The sequence below is a fragment of the Pseudomonas sp. FG86 genome, from assembly GCF_057808775.1.
In genome coordinates, this window is sequence record NZ_JBMDIS010000003.1 from 129,075 (window position 1) to 147,615 (window position 18,541).

General features: G+C 53.8%; 18 protein-coding genes and 2 pseudogenes. 10 read left to right on the forward strand and 10 right to left on the reverse strand.

Annotation, left to right across the window (positions count from 1 at the left end; translation table 11 throughout):
- The first annotated feature begins 92 nt into the window (after nucleotides 1–92).
- The 3 genes from sppA to ACODSV_RS02970 all read left to right on the forward strand — a co-directional run bounded on the left by sppA (nucleotide 93) and on the right by ACODSV_RS02970 (nucleotide 3,428).
- Complete coding sequence (gene sppA / locus ACODSV_RS02960) at nucleotides 93–1,049, forward strand: signal peptide peptidase SppA (protein ID WP_218538970.1); 957 nt, start codon at nucleotides 93–95, stop codon at nucleotides 1,047–1,049.
- A gap of 202 nt (nucleotides 1,050–1,251) precedes the next feature.
- Nucleotides 1,252–2,952 carry a DNA cytosine methyltransferase gene (locus tag ACODSV_RS02965; RefSeq protein WP_489044816.1) on the forward strand — a complete coding sequence of 567 codons (1,701 nt, stop codon included), beginning with the start codon at nucleotides 1,252–1,254 and terminating at the stop codon, nucleotides 2,950–2,952.
- 11 nt (nucleotides 2,953–2,963) lie between these two features.
- Entirely contained in the window at nucleotides 2,964–3,428 is a 465-nt protein-coding gene (locus ACODSV_RS02970; protein WP_489044818.1) for a hypothetical protein, read from the forward strand.
- Between the two features lie 20 nt (nucleotides 3,429–3,448).
- Here the strand turns inward: ACODSV_RS02970 and ACODSV_RS02975 are convergent, their stop codons facing one another.
- The 3 genes from ACODSV_RS02975 to ACODSV_RS02985 all read right to left on the reverse strand — a co-directional run bounded on the left by ACODSV_RS02975 (nucleotide 3,449) and on the right by ACODSV_RS02985 (nucleotide 5,972).
- Entirely contained in the window at nucleotides 3,449–3,976 is a 528-nt protein-coding gene (locus ACODSV_RS02975) for a hypothetical protein (protein WP_489044820.1), read from the reverse strand.
- Nucleotides 3,977–3,989: 13 nt separating this feature from the next.
- Nucleotides 3,990–4,694, reverse strand: a complete 705-nt coding sequence (locus ACODSV_RS02980) for a hypothetical protein (RefSeq protein WP_489044822.1) — start codon at nucleotides 4,692–4,694, stop codon at nucleotides 3,990–3,992.
- A 261-nt stretch (nucleotides 4,695–4,955) separates the two neighbouring features.
- Complete coding sequence (locus tag ACODSV_RS02985; protein WP_489044824.1) at nucleotides 4,956–5,972, reverse strand: ParB/RepB/Spo0J family partition protein; 1,017 nt, start codon at nucleotides 5,970–5,972, stop codon at nucleotides 4,956–4,958.
- A 352-nt stretch (nucleotides 5,973–6,324) separates the two neighbouring features.
- Between ACODSV_RS02985 and ACODSV_RS02990 the strand changes: the two genes are divergently transcribed.
- The 3 genes from ACODSV_RS02990 (at nucleotide 6,325) to ACODSV_RS03000 (ending at nucleotide 8,775) form a co-directional block, all read left to right on the forward strand.
- Complete coding sequence (locus ACODSV_RS02990; protein ID WP_489044826.1) at nucleotides 6,325–6,990, forward strand: hypothetical protein; 666 nt, start codon at nucleotides 6,325–6,327, stop codon at nucleotides 6,988–6,990.
- A 316-nt stretch (nucleotides 6,991–7,306) separates the two neighbouring features.
- The gene (locus tag ACODSV_RS02995) at nucleotides 7,307–7,549 is read left to right on the forward strand and encodes a hypothetical protein (protein ID WP_489044828.1); all 243 of its coding nucleotides are present in this window, start codon (nucleotides 7,307–7,309) and stop codon (nucleotides 7,547–7,549) included.
- 128 nt (nucleotides 7,550–7,677) lie between these two features.
- Nucleotides 7,678–8,775, forward strand: coding sequence for a DUF1173 family protein (locus tag ACODSV_RS03000; RefSeq protein WP_489044830.1), 1,098 nt, complete (start codon nucleotides 7,678–7,680; stop codon nucleotides 8,773–8,775).
- A gap of 45 nt (nucleotides 8,776–8,820) precedes the next feature.
- On the opposite strand, the gene ACODSV_RS03005 is transcribed toward ACODSV_RS03000, so the two are convergent.
- From ACODSV_RS03005 to ACODSV_RS03020, 4 genes and pseudogenes are all read right to left on the reverse strand, one after another.
- Nucleotides 8,821–9,258 carry a hypothetical protein gene (locus ACODSV_RS03005; protein ID WP_489044832.1) on the reverse strand — a complete coding sequence of 146 codons (438 nt, stop codon included), beginning with the start codon at nucleotides 9,256–9,258 and terminating at the stop codon, nucleotides 8,821–8,823.
- 469 nt (nucleotides 9,259–9,727) lie between these two features.
- On the reverse strand, nucleotides 9,728–10,924 hold the full coding sequence (locus ACODSV_RS03010; protein ID WP_489044834.1) for a DUF4942 domain-containing protein: 1,197 nt from the start codon (nucleotides 10,922–10,924) through the stop codon (nucleotides 9,728–9,730).
- An 81-nt stretch (nucleotides 10,925–11,005) separates the two neighbouring features.
- Entirely contained in the window at nucleotides 11,006–11,479 is a 474-nt protein-coding gene (greB, locus tag ACODSV_RS03015; RefSeq protein ID WP_489044836.1) for a transcription elongation factor GreB, read from the reverse strand.
- A gap of 164 nt (nucleotides 11,480–11,643) precedes the next feature.
- Nucleotides 11,644–11,844: pseudogene (locus tag ACODSV_RS03020) on the reverse strand (transposase); the annotation flags it as partial.
- 1,022 nt (nucleotides 11,845–12,866) lie between these two features.
- On the opposite strand from ACODSV_RS03020, the gene ACODSV_RS03025 reads away from it, so the two are divergent.
- From ACODSV_RS03025 to ACODSV_RS03040, 4 genes are read left to right on the forward strand one after another with little or no spacing between them, the layout of a single operon-like run.
- Complete coding sequence (locus tag ACODSV_RS03025) at nucleotides 12,867–13,934, forward strand: methyl-accepting chemotaxis protein (RefSeq protein ID WP_489044932.1); 1,068 nt, start codon at nucleotides 12,867–12,869, stop codon at nucleotides 13,932–13,934.
- Between the two features lie 5 nt (nucleotides 13,935–13,939).
- A complete protein-coding gene (locus ACODSV_RS03030) occupies nucleotides 13,940–14,788 on the forward strand; it encodes a nitrate- and nitrite sensing domain-containing protein (RefSeq protein ID WP_489044838.1) in 849 nt (282 codons plus the stop codon).
- Nucleotides 14,789–14,798: 10 nt separating this feature from the next.
- On the forward strand, nucleotides 14,799–16,076 hold the full coding sequence (locus ACODSV_RS03035) for an EAL domain-containing protein (RefSeq protein ID WP_489044840.1): 1,278 nt from the start codon (nucleotides 14,799–14,801) through the stop codon (nucleotides 16,074–16,076).
- 48 nt (nucleotides 16,077–16,124) lie between these two features.
- On the forward strand, nucleotides 16,125–16,328 hold the full coding sequence (locus tag ACODSV_RS03040) for a hypothetical protein (protein WP_489044842.1): 204 nt from the start codon (nucleotides 16,125–16,127) through the stop codon (nucleotides 16,326–16,328).
- Here the strand turns inward: ACODSV_RS03040 and ACODSV_RS03045 are convergent.
- From ACODSV_RS03045 to ACODSV_RS03055, 3 genes and pseudogenes are all read right to left on the reverse strand, one after another.
- Entirely contained in the window at nucleotides 16,294–16,764 is a 471-nt protein-coding gene (locus ACODSV_RS03045; RefSeq protein WP_489044844.1) for a cyclic nucleotide-binding domain-containing protein, read from the reverse strand. The two genes, ACODSV_RS03040 and ACODSV_RS03045, sit on opposite strands and share 35 nt — an antisense overlap.
- A gap of 295 nt (nucleotides 16,765–17,059) precedes the next feature.
- Nucleotides 17,060–17,521: pseudogene (locus ACODSV_RS03050) on the reverse strand (methyl-accepting chemotaxis protein); the annotation flags it as partial.
- On the reverse strand, nucleotides 17,491–18,000 hold the full coding sequence (locus ACODSV_RS03055) for a hypothetical protein (protein ID WP_489044846.1): 510 nt from the start codon (nucleotides 17,998–18,000) through the stop codon (nucleotides 17,491–17,493). The pseudogene ACODSV_RS03050 and the gene ACODSV_RS03055, both read right to left, overlap by 31 nt.
- Nucleotides 18,001–18,541: the final 541 nt, after the last annotated feature.

Here is an 18,541-nt window from a genome sequence, read left to right on the forward strand (position 1 = left end):
GCAAATCTATGCCCTCCAGTGGGCCCAATGTGGTGCCTATGATTCTTTTTGGAAAGCATCATTGGACCATCTACTAAACATTGAGGTCTGCGATGTCTACCAAAGAAACGGAACACCAGGTGCTTGGCGAATTGGTTGCCGACCTGATCAAAGAGCGAAGAGCAACCCGCCGTATGCGCTACATCAAATACGGACTTTTTGCCGTCATCGCTGTTGCCCTGGATATCGCAGTGTTCTCCTCAGCCACCGGACAATTCGGCGGCGATGATTCAAAAGACAAAGAAATCACTGCCGCAGTTAACGTTTACGGTGAAATTTCTGAAGGAGGGCAAGCAAGCGCCGAGGTGATCAAGAAAGGTCTACGCCAGGCGCTTGAGGATAAACGCACGAAGGCGGTTGTCCTGCGAATCAACTCGCCAGGTGGCAGCCCAGTGCAGGCTGGGGAGGTTTACGACGAAATCAAACGTCAACGCGAGCTACACAAGGACACCAAGATCTACGCTGTCATCAGCGATCTGGGGGCCTCTGGCGCCTATTACATCGCAAGCGCTGCAGATGAGATCTACGCCAACAAATCCAGTTTGGTCGGCTCGATTGGTGTGACTGCGGCTTCGTTCGGCTACGTTGATCTGATGCGTACACTGGGGGTGGAGCGCCGTGCTTACACGTCTGGCGAACATAAGGCCTTCCTTGATCCGTTCCAACCTCAAAATCAAGAAGAGGCCGCATTCTGGTCGAACGTGCTGAAGACCACGCATGCACAATTCATCAAGGCGGTGGTGGACGGCCGCGGACCGAAGCTCAAAGTCAGCGAACACCCTGAGCTCTTCTCTGGCCTCATCTGGTCGGGCGAACAAGCTCTGCAGCTTGGTCTTGTCGATCGCTTAGCTGACGTGGACTACGTTGCTCGTGAAGTGGTTGGAGCAAGCCATGTTGTCGATTTCACTGCCAAAGAAAATCCGTTCGATCGTTTCGCAAAAAAAATCGGCGCTTCAGTAGCTGAGCACGTTTCGATGACCATGGGATTCAGCGGTCCCAACCTTCGGTAAATACTCCTGGTCGAACAAGAGCCGGCGCTTACGCCGGCTTTTTCGTTTACGCCCCTACCCCATAGTCACCCTGCTGAAAAAGTTCTGCTTTTCCCTCCAAAGCTCTCGCCGATGAACAAGCGACGGGTTGCGCTTTTGTGAATCTCCGGATGATCGGCGGTATGTCCATTCGCCTTCCCTCATCAGATCACCGGTAGAGACCATGAGCGCTTTCAACAAAACCTTTCCCACCATTGATTACAAGACCCAGTACCAGCTTGGCCTTAATGAGTCGGATTACTGGCTGATCGTAGATCTCTTCTGCGGTGGAGGCGGCGGTTCTACCGGTCTGGAAATGGGGTTGGGGCGCCGGGTAGATATCTGCGTCAACCATGACGAGGCGGCCATCTCGCTCCACACTGCCAACCATCCATACGCAACTCACTACCAAACCGATGTATGGGGTGTTGACCCAGTAAGGGCCTGCGGAGGAAGGACTGTTGGCTGGCTCCACGCTTCGCCTGACTGTACTCATTTCTCTCAAGCTGCAGGTGGCCAACCTAGATCCAAGGAGATACGCGATTTGCCATGGGTAGTCGTGAAGTGGGCAGGCAAAGTGAGGCCGTTGGTCGTCAGCGCAGAAAACGTGAAACAGATTTTGGGTTGGACCAATCTAGTTGCCAAGCGCTGCGCTGAAACAGGCCGTGTTGTTAAACTTGATGGTTCAATTGCAGCACCGGGAGAAGTGGTTCCTCGGAAAGAGCAGTACCTGATTCCCGATAGTGGTAAACCCACTGGTAACGCCCTACATCGGCGTAAGCAACGCCGCAAATATAGCCGTCACGGGTCCCCAGTTAATCGCACCTGGAATAACTTTGTGCGAAGCCTGAAAGCACTGGGTTACAACGTTGATTGGCGGGTTTCCCGTGCCTGTGATGATGGGGCCCCTACCATTCGCGAGCGCATGTTCCTAATCGCACGATGTGATGGTCATCCAATTGAATGGCCCGAGGCATCTCACGCAAAGCATCCGAAAAAAGGACAGTTGCCCTATCGCACCGCCGCAGAATGCATCGATTGGAGCAATCTAGGCCTAAGCATCTGGGGGCGTAAGCGCCCTCTGGTGAAGTCCACCAATGTCCGGATCGCCACCGGCATCGAACGCTTCGTTGTAAATGGACGGCCTTTCATTCTCCCTGCTACCCATCAGGGAAGCGTGCGCCTTCACGATATTGACGAACCTATGCGGACTGTCACTGGCGCAAACCGCGGGGAGTTGATGGTTGGTACTCCGATTATTGCCCCATTCATCACAGAGCATGCCAACGCATCTCAGCAAAGAAGCATGTCCGCAGAGGAACCCCTTCGGACAATCTGTGCCCAGGTCAAAGGGGGGCACTTCTCTGTCGTGGCCCCTATCCTGGTACAGGCAAATGGCGGCAAAAACACCACGCCTGCTCACCCCGTTGTCGCGCCATTCAGCACCATTACCGGCTCCGGCAGCCAACAGCAGTTGGTAACGGCAAAGCTGGACAGCCATGACTTCCAAAACCAGCAGTTCAACAATGACCAGATCAACGCTGCGCTGCGCGTCGCTGACTTCATGCTTGAGCATGGTACACGCAGACCTGAATCAACAGCTCTTACCGTTGAGGAGAGGCTTGATCTGGTTACGGTTTCCGTTGACGGCGTCCGGTACCTGATCGTAGATGTATGCCTACGAATGCTTGATGCTCGTGAGCTATACCGTGCGCAGGGCTTCCCTGAAAACTACATCATCGACCGCGGCCATGATGGTCGGAAGCTGAATAAAACACAGATGTGTAAAATGGTGGGCAACAGCGTGTCGCCATTGCAGCTGGCAAGAATTGCGCGATTTAACGATCCATGGAAAGCACGACAGCAGGCTATGCTCGCCGCATAACAGGAGAACGAATGACCAATGTTGTGACGCTAAGTCGAGAGGAGCTTCACGCGGTGTCTGTGAAGTTCCGAGCAACCGTCGAGACGGTATTAAATGCTCTCCCTCGCATACCCGACTGCCTTGAGGAATTTCCACGTGGGTGCTGCGGTCGTCTGTCGAGTATGTTGGGCCAAATCCTCAATGACCGGCTTGCAGGCCAAGCTCTTTTCGTTAGCGCAGAGCTTTACGAAGACTGTCGTGAAACTCACGCCTGGCTCCGGTGCGGCAACATTGCAATCGACGTGACAGGCGATCAGTTCGCCGGCCGGCCAGCTGTTTTTGCTGATGAGCCAGACTCCTGGTTCGAGCAATGGGAAGTCGAAAAATCTGTGGGTGGTCCAGCACCAGCCATCTACGAAATGGGGCGGGATACTGACGCTGACAAGGTATACAGGACCATCCGCAGTCTGATGGAGTGCCCTGATGGCACTCCATAGCATTCAGGTCATACATCCAACTATTCAGCGAGCGGTTTGAACACAAAATCGCGACGGCATGCATGGCACGTCACACCGTAGGTGACAACGGCCGAATGAACGAATACACCATCGGTATTGATAAACGGCCATGATGAAGCGCTGTGAACTTCTACAGCTCTGCACAAGGGACATTCCAGCTCAACGGCTGCCGAGCCTCCCGGAATTAACTGGCGCACCTCCTGCAACTCCTCAGCCCCGTATATACCGAAGTCTACCGGCCGTTCCGACTCGCACTCGTCAGAATCGCGAGGTCCGGTGAGCCACAAGGCAGACTTCGATGCCCTGGTATCAAACTCCCACGACTCACCGGGACCGTAAACGACAGCTTCTTGCGTTGCTAGAGCATTTGAAGGCTCCACGAATTCTGGAAGACTCCCGCGGGGACACTCCCAGGCAGCGTCAAAGGTTTCGAACAGCTGCCGGTAAACTTGGCCACCAATGCCCTCCATGATCCCGAATAGCTGCTTGCCATCAGCAAATTGAACCGTGAAAACGTTGTGTGCCATAAGTCCAAACCTCCTATTTAGAGTGCGCTGAGCCGTTCAACTGAACTGAGGCCCGGAAATTCGCAAGCTCTTTGCGCTGTGCCTCCAATCGTGCCTTCACTTCATCAATCTGAAACAACGTAACAGGGCTCATCAGCAAAGCCACACCCGGCAGGGTGCTAGGAACTGGTGAAGCAACCGCGGCCTTGAAGCGAGCTCGTTCCGGCGCATACCAGGAGGCATAGATATCGCCTTTGTCCCAATCCTTGGCGGTTTCGCTATAGATCGACTTCGCACTCCCCACCGGAACGTCCAGCATCTTGCGGCACTCCAGTGACTGATACACGTAGCACCCAAGTCGTGCATCGCCAGTCAGAAGGCCTTGACGAAAGGCTGCGACTTCAGATGTCGCAAACACTGCGCAGCAAGCAATAAAAGCGCATAAGCCCCCCAACACGATATTTCGATTGACCAACTGCAGGAGCGCGAACGCGAGAAAGAGAGCTCCGAACAACATCCCGTGATATTGCAAGCCGAGGCGCTGCGACAGAAAAGAAACATCCAACATTTCTGCATCGGATATAGGTACTTGCACTGCGAGACTGATCGCGGAAAAGACGCAAATGATGAGATAGAGAAGGACCAGCATCAGCAGACCGGCAATAGCAATTCCGGCCTTTGATTCAGCCTGTGGTGTTTTAGACGTCTCATTGGTGGACGACTGGACAGTTACGCTCATTCGCAGCTCCTAGAGGTGGAAAGGAGCATTCATTTTCTGCTCGCGAGCCTCTAAGCAATGCCGAGTCGGACCCATGATTCGGTTTGGGCATTTAACTGCTTCGGGTTGTACGTCGGGCGCGTCGTGCAGCTTTACGAGCGCCCTTCGTTTTTGATTTGCCGCCACGCGTTCCAGCCAGCCTTTCACTGAGAATCTGACCTACAAGAGTCCCAGCAGCGGCAGTGGATCGAATCAAGGAGTCGGCAATCTTTCCATTGGTAATCATGCGACCTGAGCCTCTTCGTTCCCTGCAGCATTTTCACGAGCATTTTGAGCCGCTTTTTCTTCCGCTTTCCTGGCCTTCTCCTCAGCTGCCTTTTCTTTTTTCTCGATTTCGTCGAGCAGGCCCTGCAGTAGCGACCGATTTTCCTCACTCAATTGCTCGAACGCCGGATCCTTCGAGATGTTCTTGGCAGCTTCGTACAAGGGCTTTGATTGGCTTTTAACGACCTTGTCCAGTCGACCACCTGGAATATCTGCCTTGGTGACCTTTTTCTTGCCCTTCTTGACTGAGGTCGCCAGGCCTTCCTGCAAAATCTTCACAGCATCACCGCGATGTTTACGCATCACTTCCAGCGCCAACCCGACAGAGACTTCGCCCTTCTGAAGCATTTCAATAATGGAGAGAGGCGCGGCAACCACTTCGAGTAGTTGTTCGACATAGACCGGGCCAAAATGAAGCCGCTCGCCGATTCGCTCTGCCGACCACCCATAACTGAGCAGACGCTTTGCAACCAAGGCTGTTTCAAAGGTACTTAGACGACGACCTTCGTTGTTGGCCACCAGACCAGCAACAATGTCCTCAAGGCCGATCCCCTTTGTCGGAAGGGTTACAACCGGAAAGTTAGTAATCGGCGCCCCTTCGCTCAATGCGAGCTTAAGAGCCTCGATACGGCAGTGACCGTCGCTGACGTAAGCAACAGACCCTCCCTCTTCCTCAACGATGAAGACCTCAATCGGCTTGCTCGACTTGAAGCCGATTTGCTTCATGCTGTCGGCGAGCTCCCGAATGTGCTGGTCGAGTCCAGCGTCTCTGACTCGAACGTTGAGCCCCTCCATTACACGCAGCTTGCTGAGCTCAGATACCGCCGGCATCCACAAATCACGCGACTTGGCTCCCATGCCTTTCTCCATCGCGCCTTTGATAGAGCCGAAGAGAAAGTCAACGCGCAGTTCGCTTGGAGGGATATCGGCCTGGGTGAGCTCGATAGATTGCTGCGGCATTTGAGTCTGAGTCATGGCTGGTCTCTCATTCCTAAGATTATGGATGTGGGCGTCATCGCCTCTCATGTGACCCATAGTAAGGAAGCTCGTGATAATGCAACCCCTGCATTGAGCCGCAGTTTGGGCTCAATCCAACACAGTTCAGTGCAGACAGCCCATTGTGGGCTGGCGGCATCAGACACACCGGGACAATTACCGACAGGTCGCCGAAGGTGCATCGTTATAAGAGCTGACTATGGGGTAAGCCCGCCAAAAGATTCTTTTGAGTGGGGGATCGTCCCATTTGCAGGTACGGACCAACTATTTGCATGCCACGCATTTTGAGAGAATCAGTTCCTCATTTTTGTCGCCACAGAGCCCCCCTCCCATGCTCTACATGCTTTCCTGCTTGGTAATTTCCTTGTCCTGCCTTTTCGGACTGTTCAGCCATATGAACCGGCTGATTGAGCACGCCCAAAATAATGGGACCTCACGCCCCTCCCCTCTGACGACTCTTATCCTGGGCTTGATGCTTTTCGCGACGAGCGCACCGATAGCGCTGACAATTCTCTCCGACCAAACGATGACTTTGGATGCAAGTTACGGACGACTCTCAGTGCATCTTTTGGCAATGGGCGGCGCCGCGGCAGTCGGCTGGGGCGTTTGGAATCTCTATTTAGCCTTCAAGGTTCAGAGTGCTGGCTTCTGGAATGCCGGGCACATCATTTTGCTGATGACTGCTGGCGGCGTCTGCTTGATGTCGGCAGTTGAACATTTATCGTTCTATCGCAGTAGCTCAGATGGTTGGGCAAACCTCGAGCTCATCAAGGAGATTTCTCCGATTTCAGACATGGCAAACTGCGATGCTTCGATCGTCCTGGTACGAAACAGCGATAGCGGAGCAATGGAGTATCGGTGCCCAACGATCATGATTGTTAACCGTCATTCCTCTCAACCATTTGTGCCCTGGCCGGACTACACCGAGGGGAGCAGCCAGCAACTCGGCGATGCCATTCGAGATATCAAATCCCAAGCGACTGTGCCAGACCAATAGAGCTCCACCCAAAGCTGCAACGAACTCAAAATCCCAGCCCACCTCTGGGATTTTTATGGTTCGACCCGGTCATCTACCGCTGATAGAGCTACCTTTAATTGTCCGGATCGGACATAAGCGGGTCACTTAAAGATTTTTCGACGGCGGCCGATAACAAAAAATGCCTTTATCTAGCCAACCAAAAATTAAGGGCATTTATTTTAATAAAAACCCGCCTTGAGCGGGGTTGCATATAGCAAGACTGGATTTAAATTAGTTTCAAAAGCAGCGCCTAACAAGCTGCGAAGCTAGGAACCACCATAAAGGAGCTACATGGATGAATAACAAAGTAACGATCGCCTTGGCACTTCTCATTAGTGTTGCAGCATGCGGTGCTTCCGCAGGAACTGGAGGCAATGGCAGCGGTAACCCAAAAAATGACGCAGGCCACCCAACCAAGGAACCTGTCGCCCATTATATTTGGAAAGAAGGAAAACTCGTAACAAACCCTGAGCGGTCAGAAGACGCGGTTAAGCCAGTCGAACAACAATCGGCCAGCATTGATGTTGAGAAACCTTAAAATTCTTCAATGTGATGAAAGCAGCTTCGGCTGCTTTTTTCATTAACTGAATAAAGATTCATGAGCGTTAGACGACAGTGTTTTGTTGGTTAGTGATTGGGCTGTGCGAGATGTTGAAGGAGTAAGCGATGCAGAATAAGCGCCACCCTCTGTTGATTCATGGGCAGATTTATTCCCCTGAAGAACAATGGCAAGATGCGTTCGCACCTCACTTGGAAGCGCTGAGCGCTGCCGAGGGGATTGTTGAAGCGCTTTGCCTATGCCTTGAAGACCGCCATCAGGCGCCGAGCATAATTGTCAAGCGACGGTCAGACCGCTCCGGCTATGCGTACATTCGTGCCCCAGGTACCGGCAATCTTCATGCCCCAAGTTGTGTCTTTCATTCTCCGCATCAAAATCTCAACGGCCTTAATAGCTATAACTCAAACGCAATGAAAGAAACGCTTGAGGGAACTATTTGCATCAATCTCAGAAAAAAACTAAACCAATCTTCTGATGCGACTCATCAGTTGCTTGATGATGCCGGACAGACAAAATTGAGGGCTTTCGGTTTAAAGGGAATCCTCCACCTCCTTTGGTCAGAGTCGCGGCTCAACTTATGGTACGCCCATATTAAATGCCAACGACGCCTTGGCATGGTCAATTTAGCAATTAGGCAGGTAGCGGCTCGAATTATCAGCCAAGACACTCCTCTTGATAGAAATTTACTTTTACACGCGCCAATAGGCAGCCAGCAGCAACAACTCAACAACGACGTAATCAACTCGTCACTTGCAATCAAGAGCAAGACTTTACTGCTTGCGCCACTAAGGCCATACAACCCCAACAAATACGATTCTAAAGTCTCAAAACTTCCAGTAGTTGGAAACTTTGGTTTCTCAGCGATTTTTATTGGTACGCACCACTGGGAGCACTTCGTCAAAGAGTATCCAAACGAAGTTAAGCTTTGGAAAGAGGGGCACACTGTAATTGCGCTCGCGCGCCTTGCAACAAAAAACAACGGGACTTTTAATATCGCGCAGGTTCGAGATCTGGCGTTGATGGCTGTAAGCGAAGCGTGGATACCTATCACCTCACGTTCCGATCTAGCAAAGGAGTCAGCTCTCAGAGCTGAGCGCGTGAGTTTTATCAAACCTCTACGATACGACGCCCCTATCGACCTAGAAATACCGGATTTCCTTATCGCCGACGGTGACAGGTACCGACCGGTGAAAATCTGCAGCTAGCCCAAAAAAGAAACCCGGTCCTAAGACCGGGTTTTTTTGTCTACGTTACAAAGTTAAATGTATGAAGGGCAGCAGACCAACGCAGAATCCCAGAATCCCCAGTACCCCGCCCGTAATCCCTAAACGAATGGAGATACGAACGTTCAGGTCAGGGTGAAACCAAAACCACTTATAGATTTCCGCGGAGGATGCTCTCTTCAGCTCTAGCTCGACTTGATCATTAAAGCGGACGCCCAGGACGTCGATTGCATCGTAGTCGAGTGCTACAGCATTTTTAGTGATGGATATCCCACCAGGAGTGCCCATCACATATCTCAAGACGCTGGCACCATTTGCACTGTTGCAAATCATCACCGGCTCACGACGAAAAAATCTGTTCCGATCTTTTCGTTTCGAGTCGATGTTGCGGTTGTGTAGTCGAACAATGGAGTTTTGAAGCCCACTGTCCTCTGATGGCAGGCGAACCACGGTTAAGATCTTCATATTCACACCAGCCTGCCGGAAATACCCGTGAGGACGTAGTGCGTGAAGATGCTTGTCGGGCGAAATGTGTGAGCAAACCAAATCACTTGACCCGCCTCACCCTCAAATACCCACCCACCAGATGTGGCACGGTGTTGTAGAGCATCCTCAAGAGACAAGAACCCACAAAAGCATGGTTGATTCGACATAGGTTGTACCTCCAGTTCACCGAGGCACCCCCCCCCACCGGGAGAGAGCGCCCGGTAGGCTTTAATCCAGCTCTTGGCTGGATATCTGATCGCAGTCACTCACCTTAAAGGTAAGGCCGCGGACTTGAAGTGCTGACCAGGGTCAGCTCCTACAGGGCAACAAACATTTGATGTCCTGAATGGCAGATAAAATAGCTCGTGGATTCTAGGTATTCAATCCCTAGGATATCGGCACACGCTGAAGCTCTGCATACGTGCACCTCATCCAATACCTTTTTTTCCTAACGCTTTCGCGCCGATAGGATTACCACTGACACGGTGGTCCCGGCAAAAGCGTTCTCGATGACGCGTGACCACTCGAGATCGAACCCTGGGAGCACGTCCTTGTTCTTCGCACTGGCGGGCAACACGGCCGTAACCTGTCCGCCGGCCTTCAGCAGGCCCGCAGCCGCGGTCAGGTGGGAAAGCCAACGCCCTTCGCTAAATGGTGGGTTCATGGCTACACGGTCGAACCGATCAGCCGTTGAACCTGCCCAATTCAAGAAATCAGCTTGGGTAACGTCGAAGCCCTTTGCTTCCAGCACCTTACAATGCAGGTCGCTGATCTCGACGCATCGTGTTCTGTTCTTGGGCATGTGATCGGCTATGCCACCAATCCCGGCTGAAGGCTCCAGACAAGTATGCTCGTCGCCGATGTTGGCCAGCTCAGCGACTTGGATAGCTAGTTCATCAGGGGTCGGATAGAACTGATGAGCCCGCTGGTCTGGCACACAACCAGAGACGATAATCTCATCCAGTGCCTCGCGTGGACTGAACTCGAATTCAAACCAGACGTGTGCATTTTTGTTGTGACGCACCCCTCCAATGTTGGCCAGAATCTTCTCGGCCTCGGCCTGTACTGCCTCACTGCGATCGCCGTAGTCGAACTGAAGGGCATGAGGGTTGGCCGTCAGCGGAGGCCGTGGCTCCTCCCAGCGGTCATAGCGTACCGGTCTGTTTGGCTCCGAGCGCATCTTGGACAACATAGTAATCACCGCAAACGGAAGCGGACGACCGAACACTTTGTGGCGCTTGCCCTTGGCGTTGGGTTTCGTACGGAAACTTGCCGGAATCGCCGCTGGGTACAAGCTGGCCAGCACCGCATTTAGGCGCCAAGCCATGTCCGGATGCACCTCAATATGGCAGGTGCCCTTTTTGTACATTTTCATGCGTAAGGTGCCGCCATCAACTTCGTACCACTCCCCCGTTCGACGCCGGAACACCTCCAGCAGCGGCCCCGTGTCACCGTGGCGAGGCTCTTCGCGTCCCATGAACTTGGCTATGACGCAGCGCAGATCATTAAGATAGCCAGCACGCTCGTTATCAATGGAGTCGTAGCTGTTGATCATGTTGGCAACGATCATTCGCTTACCGAAAGCGGCCGGGCTGTTGGTTACGTGCTCACCCGATAACGCCCGGAATATACCGTCTACACCCAAGCACCGCGTTTCCCATACTATTTCCCGTGCAGGCCTTTAAACACGGGCATCTGTAAATAGTAACCATACTTAAAAACCATACTATTTTTTGTAAAAAATTTCGTTAATCCACCACAACATTTCTCCACCTGGAGTTTGCACTACTGCTTCGTCCCCAACCTTTTTCTTCAAAAGTGCGCGTGCCATAGGCGAATCGATCGAAATGTAATCGTTACGACCGTAAATTTCGTCATAGCCAACGACCCTGAATTTTTTGATTTCACCCGATTCGTTTTCAATCTCGACCCAAGCCCCGAAAAAAACCTTTCCGTCCTGCTCAGGCGAGTATTCAACAACCCGGACGTCTTCGAGCCGCTTGCGAAGATATCGCACGCGTCGATCAATTTCTCGAAGCAACTTCTTGTTGTATTGATAGTCAGCATTTTCACTACGATCGCCTAGTGATGCTGCCCAAGTAACCTTGCGCGTCGTGTCAGGGCGCTTTTCTCGCCAAAGGAAATCAAGCTCCTGCTTCAAGGCCTCGTGACCTTCCTTCGTGATGATGTTGGTGCTCAAAACAAGCCTCACTCATGACTGATACGAATGCTTGGTGCCTACATACATCCTCACAACGAATGCGTCGGCATTTCAGTGCACTCTAATGCATAGCTTCAGCGACTTGCTGATTAGATAAACGGCTAATGCCCACACGATCACAGTGCATACGCTTCTGCCATCTGAATCAACATCTCTACCATCATCAGTTCAGGATCATTCGACGGACGCCCAATCGGGCTATAGAAATCGGCGAGGTAATGGCGCAGGTCACTCAGATCGAGGCACTGATCAATGCTGCGTAGAAGGTGATTGGCTGGAATGTGATCTTCAAGGTTGAACGAGTAAAACAGTCGCTCCTGCCCACTCGATAACTGTCCCATCATGCTGTGTGCTCCCCTGCTGGCCAATGCAGAGATTTTGCCGCAGGCCCAACAGGGGTGCTCCTTTCCAACCGAATCGGCCAAATTCGGTCGATCAAAACATGAATCGCCGAGTCACAAACGACAAATTGTTAGCGCTGACGGAATTCTGACCCAAGCTGTCGGGATTCATTAACCCACCCGAATACTCAGCAGGCGATGGTCTTGTGCGGGATTTCAGTGCCTGCATATAGGTCAGTCAACATCAGCAACCCTGGGTCAAAATCGTGTCAGCGCCAACATAGTTAACGTTGGCCGGTACCGAAACGGATGGCTTTGTTGGCGCCGACGCCAAAGCAGAGCGGCTGAAAGAAAAGATAGAAACACTGAAAAAACAGATGCAAAAACTCAAGGACTCTCACACAGAGCCCACGAAGTAATGTCTTCCATGGCCAACGCTTTTTACCAGCGATCCACGTTTCGTTCTGCCCAAAAAGTTGCTGCTCCGACGGGATCCTTTATCCGACCCGGCTCGCTTTCAAAACGGCCGTTTTCAGGAATGACATGTTGCCCTCCATGCTTAGCGCACCAGGTGGTTTTCCCGCTGGCGCTGATACCTTCAACAACCAAAAGCATCGTTATGACTACTCCGCCAATTGCCATCCTTGTAAGTCCCAAAGCATCGCAGGGGGGTTACGTGGTTTCTGCGGCCACCCACTAATGCGGCAGCAGTTGCCCGATCTCGCTCGCTGTGTCGGCAGCCGCATCAGCACATTCTTAAGATAGGTATACAAAAGCTGCGCGTAACGCGACAGTGGGTTAGATCCTTTGAAAACCGCCGTTCAAAAACCTATGGCATCACTCTTGCTATCCAACACATCACATCAGCAGGATTCGCTCCTGCAAGGCAAAGGCGCCTGAACCCGCTGCGGATATTTCGCAGAGGCTTCAGGCGTTTTTTTTGGCTACCGCATTGGAGATTCAGACACATGAAGTGGCTCACCTACCCTGCGTTCTTGCTGCTGCGCGAACTGGGCATCCTCGGCATGATCCGCACGCTGTTAGCGATAAGCCTGGCGGGCGGCGCCCTGGCCGCTGCGACGCTGCCCACAGGGCCGCTGTGGGCAGTACTGGCCTACCTGGCCATTGCCAGCCTGTGGCTGCTGTTGCAGGAGATCGGGCAGTTGCAACGCTACTGTGAAAACTCCGACCTGCATGGCGCCCAGGAGCCTGTCAGAGCTGCCGACTGGCTGCTGCAGCCGATCAAACGAAGCTTTCAGCAGTGGCTGAACCGCGAACAACGCCAACAACAACTGTTACAGCAGCGTCTGGATGAAATATCCCACTCCTCACACGAACTAGAACAAAGCGCGGCGCTGGTGACCAGCAATGCCGAAGGGCAAAGCGAATCGGCCACTGTCGCCGCAGCGGCGGTAGAACAACTGAATGTGAGCATTTTGCAGGTGGCGGCACTGGCCGATGAATCGCGTCAGACCAGCATCGTGGCCAGCGAACAGTTGGCCGACGGGATCGACCAGCTCACCAATTTGGTGCGGCAGGTGTCCGAGATGGCGCAGCAAGCCATCACCACCAACGAACTGATCCTGCAGTTGAACACCAACTCGCGCACCATCAATGAAATGTCCGGCACCATCCGCGGGATTGCTTCGCAAACCAACCTGCTCGCCCTGAATGCCGCCATCGAAGCTGCCCGCGCAGGTGAGAGCGGCCGTGGCTTCGCCGTAGTGGCCGATGAAGTTCGCCGTTTGGCCTTACACAGCCAGGAGTCGGCGGCAGAAATCAGTCGCAACATCGAATCGGTGCAACAGCACATCAAGGATGCCACGGTGCAGGTGTCCGACTTGACCAATCTGGCGCATCGCAGCGCCGCCAGTTCCGAGGCGGTATGCGCGCTGCTCAATCAGGTGCAACAGCGCACCCTGCAATTGACCGGACAGGTCGACCAAGTGGCGGTCAGTACCGAACAACAGGGCAAGGCCGTTGCGGAAATCGCCGAACTGGCCGACCGCGTCCGCCAAGGCAATGCCGACAACCTACAGGCCGCCGATCAGGCGCGATCCATTGCCCACCATCTGGCTCATCTGACGGGGTAATCAACATGAATGGATCACACGGAATACCGCTCTTGCTCGCCGCTGCCCTGGCCACCCTGATCCTGCTGTTCTATGGCTTGCACCGGCGCCGGCAGCGGCAAAAGCGCCAACATATCCAGTTGAACATCCGCCAGTTGGCCTTGTTGCGTGCCCTGATATCCGGGTTTCAGCGCCATCGCGGCCTGAGCAATGGCGTGCTCTGTGGCGATGCCAGCCTGAGTCAGGATCTTGCGACCGCACGCGAGGGGGTCGACCAGCATATACGTGCCACCCAGGAGTTCGACAGCACGCACCGGGACGCCTGGAATAGCTTGATCGATCACTGGTCGCGTATGCGCGAAGGGCGCAGTAGCGATCGGGCAAACAATCTGGCTCAGCATCACTTGATCATTCGCAACAGCATCTTTCTGATGGAGGATGTAGCAAGCGAAATCGATCTGGCCGAGGGCCGCGCAGAGCTGGGCTACCTACCCTGCATCTGGCGCGAGGTAGTCCAGGCGGCAGAATGGGCCGGCCAGGCGCGCGCCCTCGGCACCGGCATCGCGGCGGCCGGTCAGAGCAGCGCCGAGCAGCGCGTGAGGATGCGTTTTCTCTACCAGAAGATCGAGCTGCTGGCCGGTACGGCCTTCGCAACTCTGCAACGCCACGCCACCAATCACCCGCAGGCTGACGTGTTCCGCCTGCAGCATCGCGAACAGGTAGTGGAGGATTTTCTACGCTGCACAAAAGAGGAGCTGCTTGACCAGGAACAGCCCTTGATTGCCGCCAAGACCTACTTCCAACGCGCCACCCAAGCCATTGATGAACTGCTGGCCCTGGTGGATTCGGCGCTGGCTCACTTACAGCCCCGCTAAGGAACTGCAGATGCGAAATGCCGTCCAGCCGCTGCGCTACGACCACAAGACGCCCGCCTGCCCGCCAGGCTACGGCCTGCCGAGCGACCCCATAGCCACCACCTGCTATCGTGGCCTATCACTGACCAGCCATTTCCAGCCGATTTTCAGTATCGCGCATGGCCGCGCCGTGGGCTACGAAGGGCTGATTCGCGCACACCATGCCGATGGCACGATAGAGCCCCCGGCAACCCTGTTGGCCATGCCGAGTAATAGCAGGGAAAGCCTGGAGCTGGACCGCACCTGCCGGAGCTTGCATGTGCATAACTTTGCGCGGCAGGCCACGGGTCAAGCCTGGCTGTTTCTCAATTTGAACTCACAGCACCTGGTCAGCGTACAACCGGACATTGGTTTTACCCACAACCTGCTGCAGACCACTGACATTGCTGCGCATCGACTGGTGATAGAGATCATTGAAAGCGAGGTCAGCGATCATGAGCAGTTGAAGCGCTTCATCAGCCATTTCCGCCAACTGGGCTGCCTGATCGCCATCGATGACTTCGGCGCGGGGCACTCCAACTTCGACCGCATCTGGGGTCTGCAACCCGACATCGTCAAGATCGACCGCCGCCTGATCCAGGATGCCGGTCATTCGCGCCGGGTGGAACGAATTCTTACCGGCATCGTCAGCTTGCTGCACGAGGCTGGCAGCCTGGTAGTGGTGGAAGGCGTGGAAACCGAACACGAGGCACTAGTAGCCATTGCGGCCAACGCCGACATGGTTCAGGGCTTCTACTTTGCCAAACCACAGGCCCGCATCGACGCCGAGCAGGGTTTGGTCAGTACCTTCGACAGCCTGCTGCGCGGCCAGCAGTGGCAAAGCGTCAAACGCAACGCCGACTTGCAACACTATGTGCGTGAAATAGAGGGCTTGTTTCAACAGGCCGTGGTGCACTTTGCCGCCAACCAGCAGTTTGACCTGAGCAGCGCTTTGCTCTTTAGCGACCCGCGTACGGTGCGCTGCTATCTGCTCAATGAAACGGGGTATCAGGTGTCGCGCAATGTCTATGCCCCGCACTACCAACAGCAGCTGAATGCGCGATTCTCACCCCTGCTGTGTGGCGACAACGCCAACTGGTCGCACAAGCACTATCACTACCGGGCACTGAAGCAACCAGGGTTCATCCAGATCAGTCGACCCTATCTGTCGGTGGCGGACTCGAGCATGTGTATCACGCTGTCGCAGACCGTCAGGGTTGGCGGCACGCTCTATGTCTTCTGCTGTGACTTGGATTGGCAGGAACAGTGATGCGCCTGCCCAGAGAGCGAAGCTGGCCGGATGAGCTGCGTCTTTAAAATGTCCAACGCCAGCGGCACGGATCAAAGGGATCGATTGATCCAGACGATCATCAGCCAGTACAAACTGCTCGACACAAACACCGCCGTGATGAACATAAGTGGCAGCAAAGACTCGATCGTCGACGAGCTTTCCGGCATGCGCGCCGGGCTCATACAACGACCTTTCGTCATGAAGTTGATCGGCGAGCGCAATCACTCATAAAGCGACTCATATCCCTAGAAAGGTTGATGAAAAATATCTCGAACTGCGAGCTATCCAGTTCATGAAGTTTGAATAGAAACTCGCAGGAAACTTTAAGCGCTATGCATTCGCCGGTCGTAGCGCCATTGAATAATCTGGGGCGCATCGCTAGCATTGCGGGAAAACCGACGCTTTCCCCCTCGGTAGTCGTTCGGATGACTTTACGGCCAGCTTCGGTGTCCTGATATATCTCCACGTGTCCTTTTAGAACGACATAGAAGCAATCTGCGCGTTCTCCTTGGCAATAGAGCTTCTCGTTCTGCGCTAACCTGAACAATTCACCGCCCGCCAGCACTTGCTCCACAAAATCGTCCGAGAGGGCTCCGAAAGCGGACATCTGTCGGAGCGCTTCGGCAGGAAGAATATCGCTGAGCAACGCTCGGTCGAGAGATTGCATGGATCTACTCCTGCTGTCCCTCCCCCATTGGAATAGCTGCAGTGCATGAATTGGTGACGTCACAGCCGTCATGAGCATCTGGCTGATAACCGGGCTCTAAGCCTCTGGGTGGTTGCCAATATGCATTCAAGCATTATAGACATAAGAGACTGCATGGGCCCATTGAACGAGCACCATGACTGACAGGACACTGCTCCCCCCTTTTTTGGTGGTCCTTGCGCTTTTCGGCATCGATGTAAGTCCAAACAAGGCGAATGCGACACTCAACTGATCACGAATTTCCCAGCGCTGTGACTCAATGTCTGGACCTGAATCGACAGGCCCTTGGTGTGCCCATCCAGGGTAAAGCGAAGTTTCTTGTTTCGCTCGTGTGGGCATTGATCTCCTCCATTTTTTTCGCGATGTTTCCGGTTGTGGTGGAAATGTCCTCGATGGCCACCACAACGTGATTCATATCGAAGGTGAGACGCTCCATCGACTGAGTGATGTCGTCGATAGCCTGGGCAGAGTCACCTGCATGGTGCCCACTCTCCGCGGCCAGGGTCAGGCTGCTTACCATCAGCTCGTCCATACGCTCTGTGTGCCGTTTAAGGTCATCGACGATGCTGGCAATGTCGGTGGTGGCCGAAACCGTTTTCCGCGCCAGCGAGCAGACTTCGTCTGCCACTACCGAAAAACCTCGGCCTGCTTCGTTGGCTCTGGCCGCTTCGATCGCGGCATTCAGCGCTAGCAGATTGGTTTGCGCGGCCAGACTTTTGAAGACCTCGATGATACCGGCGACCTTGATGCTCGACTGGTGAGCGAGTTGACCTGAACATGGGTGGTCTGGATCAGTTGCGACAGATTGCGCATGCTCGCGACGCTGGCGCCAATCACCTTGGCCCCAGTGCGCGCGGAAGTGTAAGCCATTTGCGTGGCACTCCCGACCTCTGAGGTCTGACGGACCATCCCGTTGATCGTTGCCGAGATCTGCTGGAAGGCGCAGGCCACTTGTTCGGTCTGCATTTCGACCTGGTTGCTGTTTTCACCCATGCGCGTCATTGCCTCGCATAGATAGCCGTGAAGTTGGGTCAGGTGCTGATTGCCACCAACGACCTGGCGAATCACATTAGCTATACCATCGGTCATCTGGTTCGAGGCGGTCCACATCTGATTGAAGTCATCCTTCGGGTTGCGGCCGATTGTCAGCTTGGCAGTGAGATTACCGGTCGCGGCCAGGGAAAACTGCTGGATCACATTGTTGAGTTGCGCCAGTGGGGTGCGCGAGGCCTACCTCAGGGTAACCAGCATTAATAGCGAGACGCTGACAAAAATTAACCCCATCAGCCAGCTTGCCGTGCTACAGGCCTGTACCGCTTGATGTGCGGCGCTAGAGAGTATGCCCTCCTGCAACATGAGGTTCTGCTCGTCTACCCGCACCAGATCGTTGCGAAAGGTGCTCCGACATCCATTCATGTCGAAGGAAGGCATAGTTAGCTTTTTTCGAGCCGTCCAGAAAGGAGCATTGTCTGCTTCGATCGCGCCGAAATCAGACGCTCACGAGATTGGAGATTGGAGATTGGAGATTGGAGGATTAGGAAGGATGAGTCAGATCTTTGGCTCATTGCTCACATGGCGCAGGTCACTCGTTCGCGTCCAAATGCAGTCCATTGATCAACTCCATGATCAGTTTCACTATTTCTCGAGTCACTTTCTTGGTTTGAGAAGATCGAGCAACAAATCCACGCCTTGACCTATGGCTGGCCAAACCCTTTTCAGATCTCAGTCTGGCATTAGC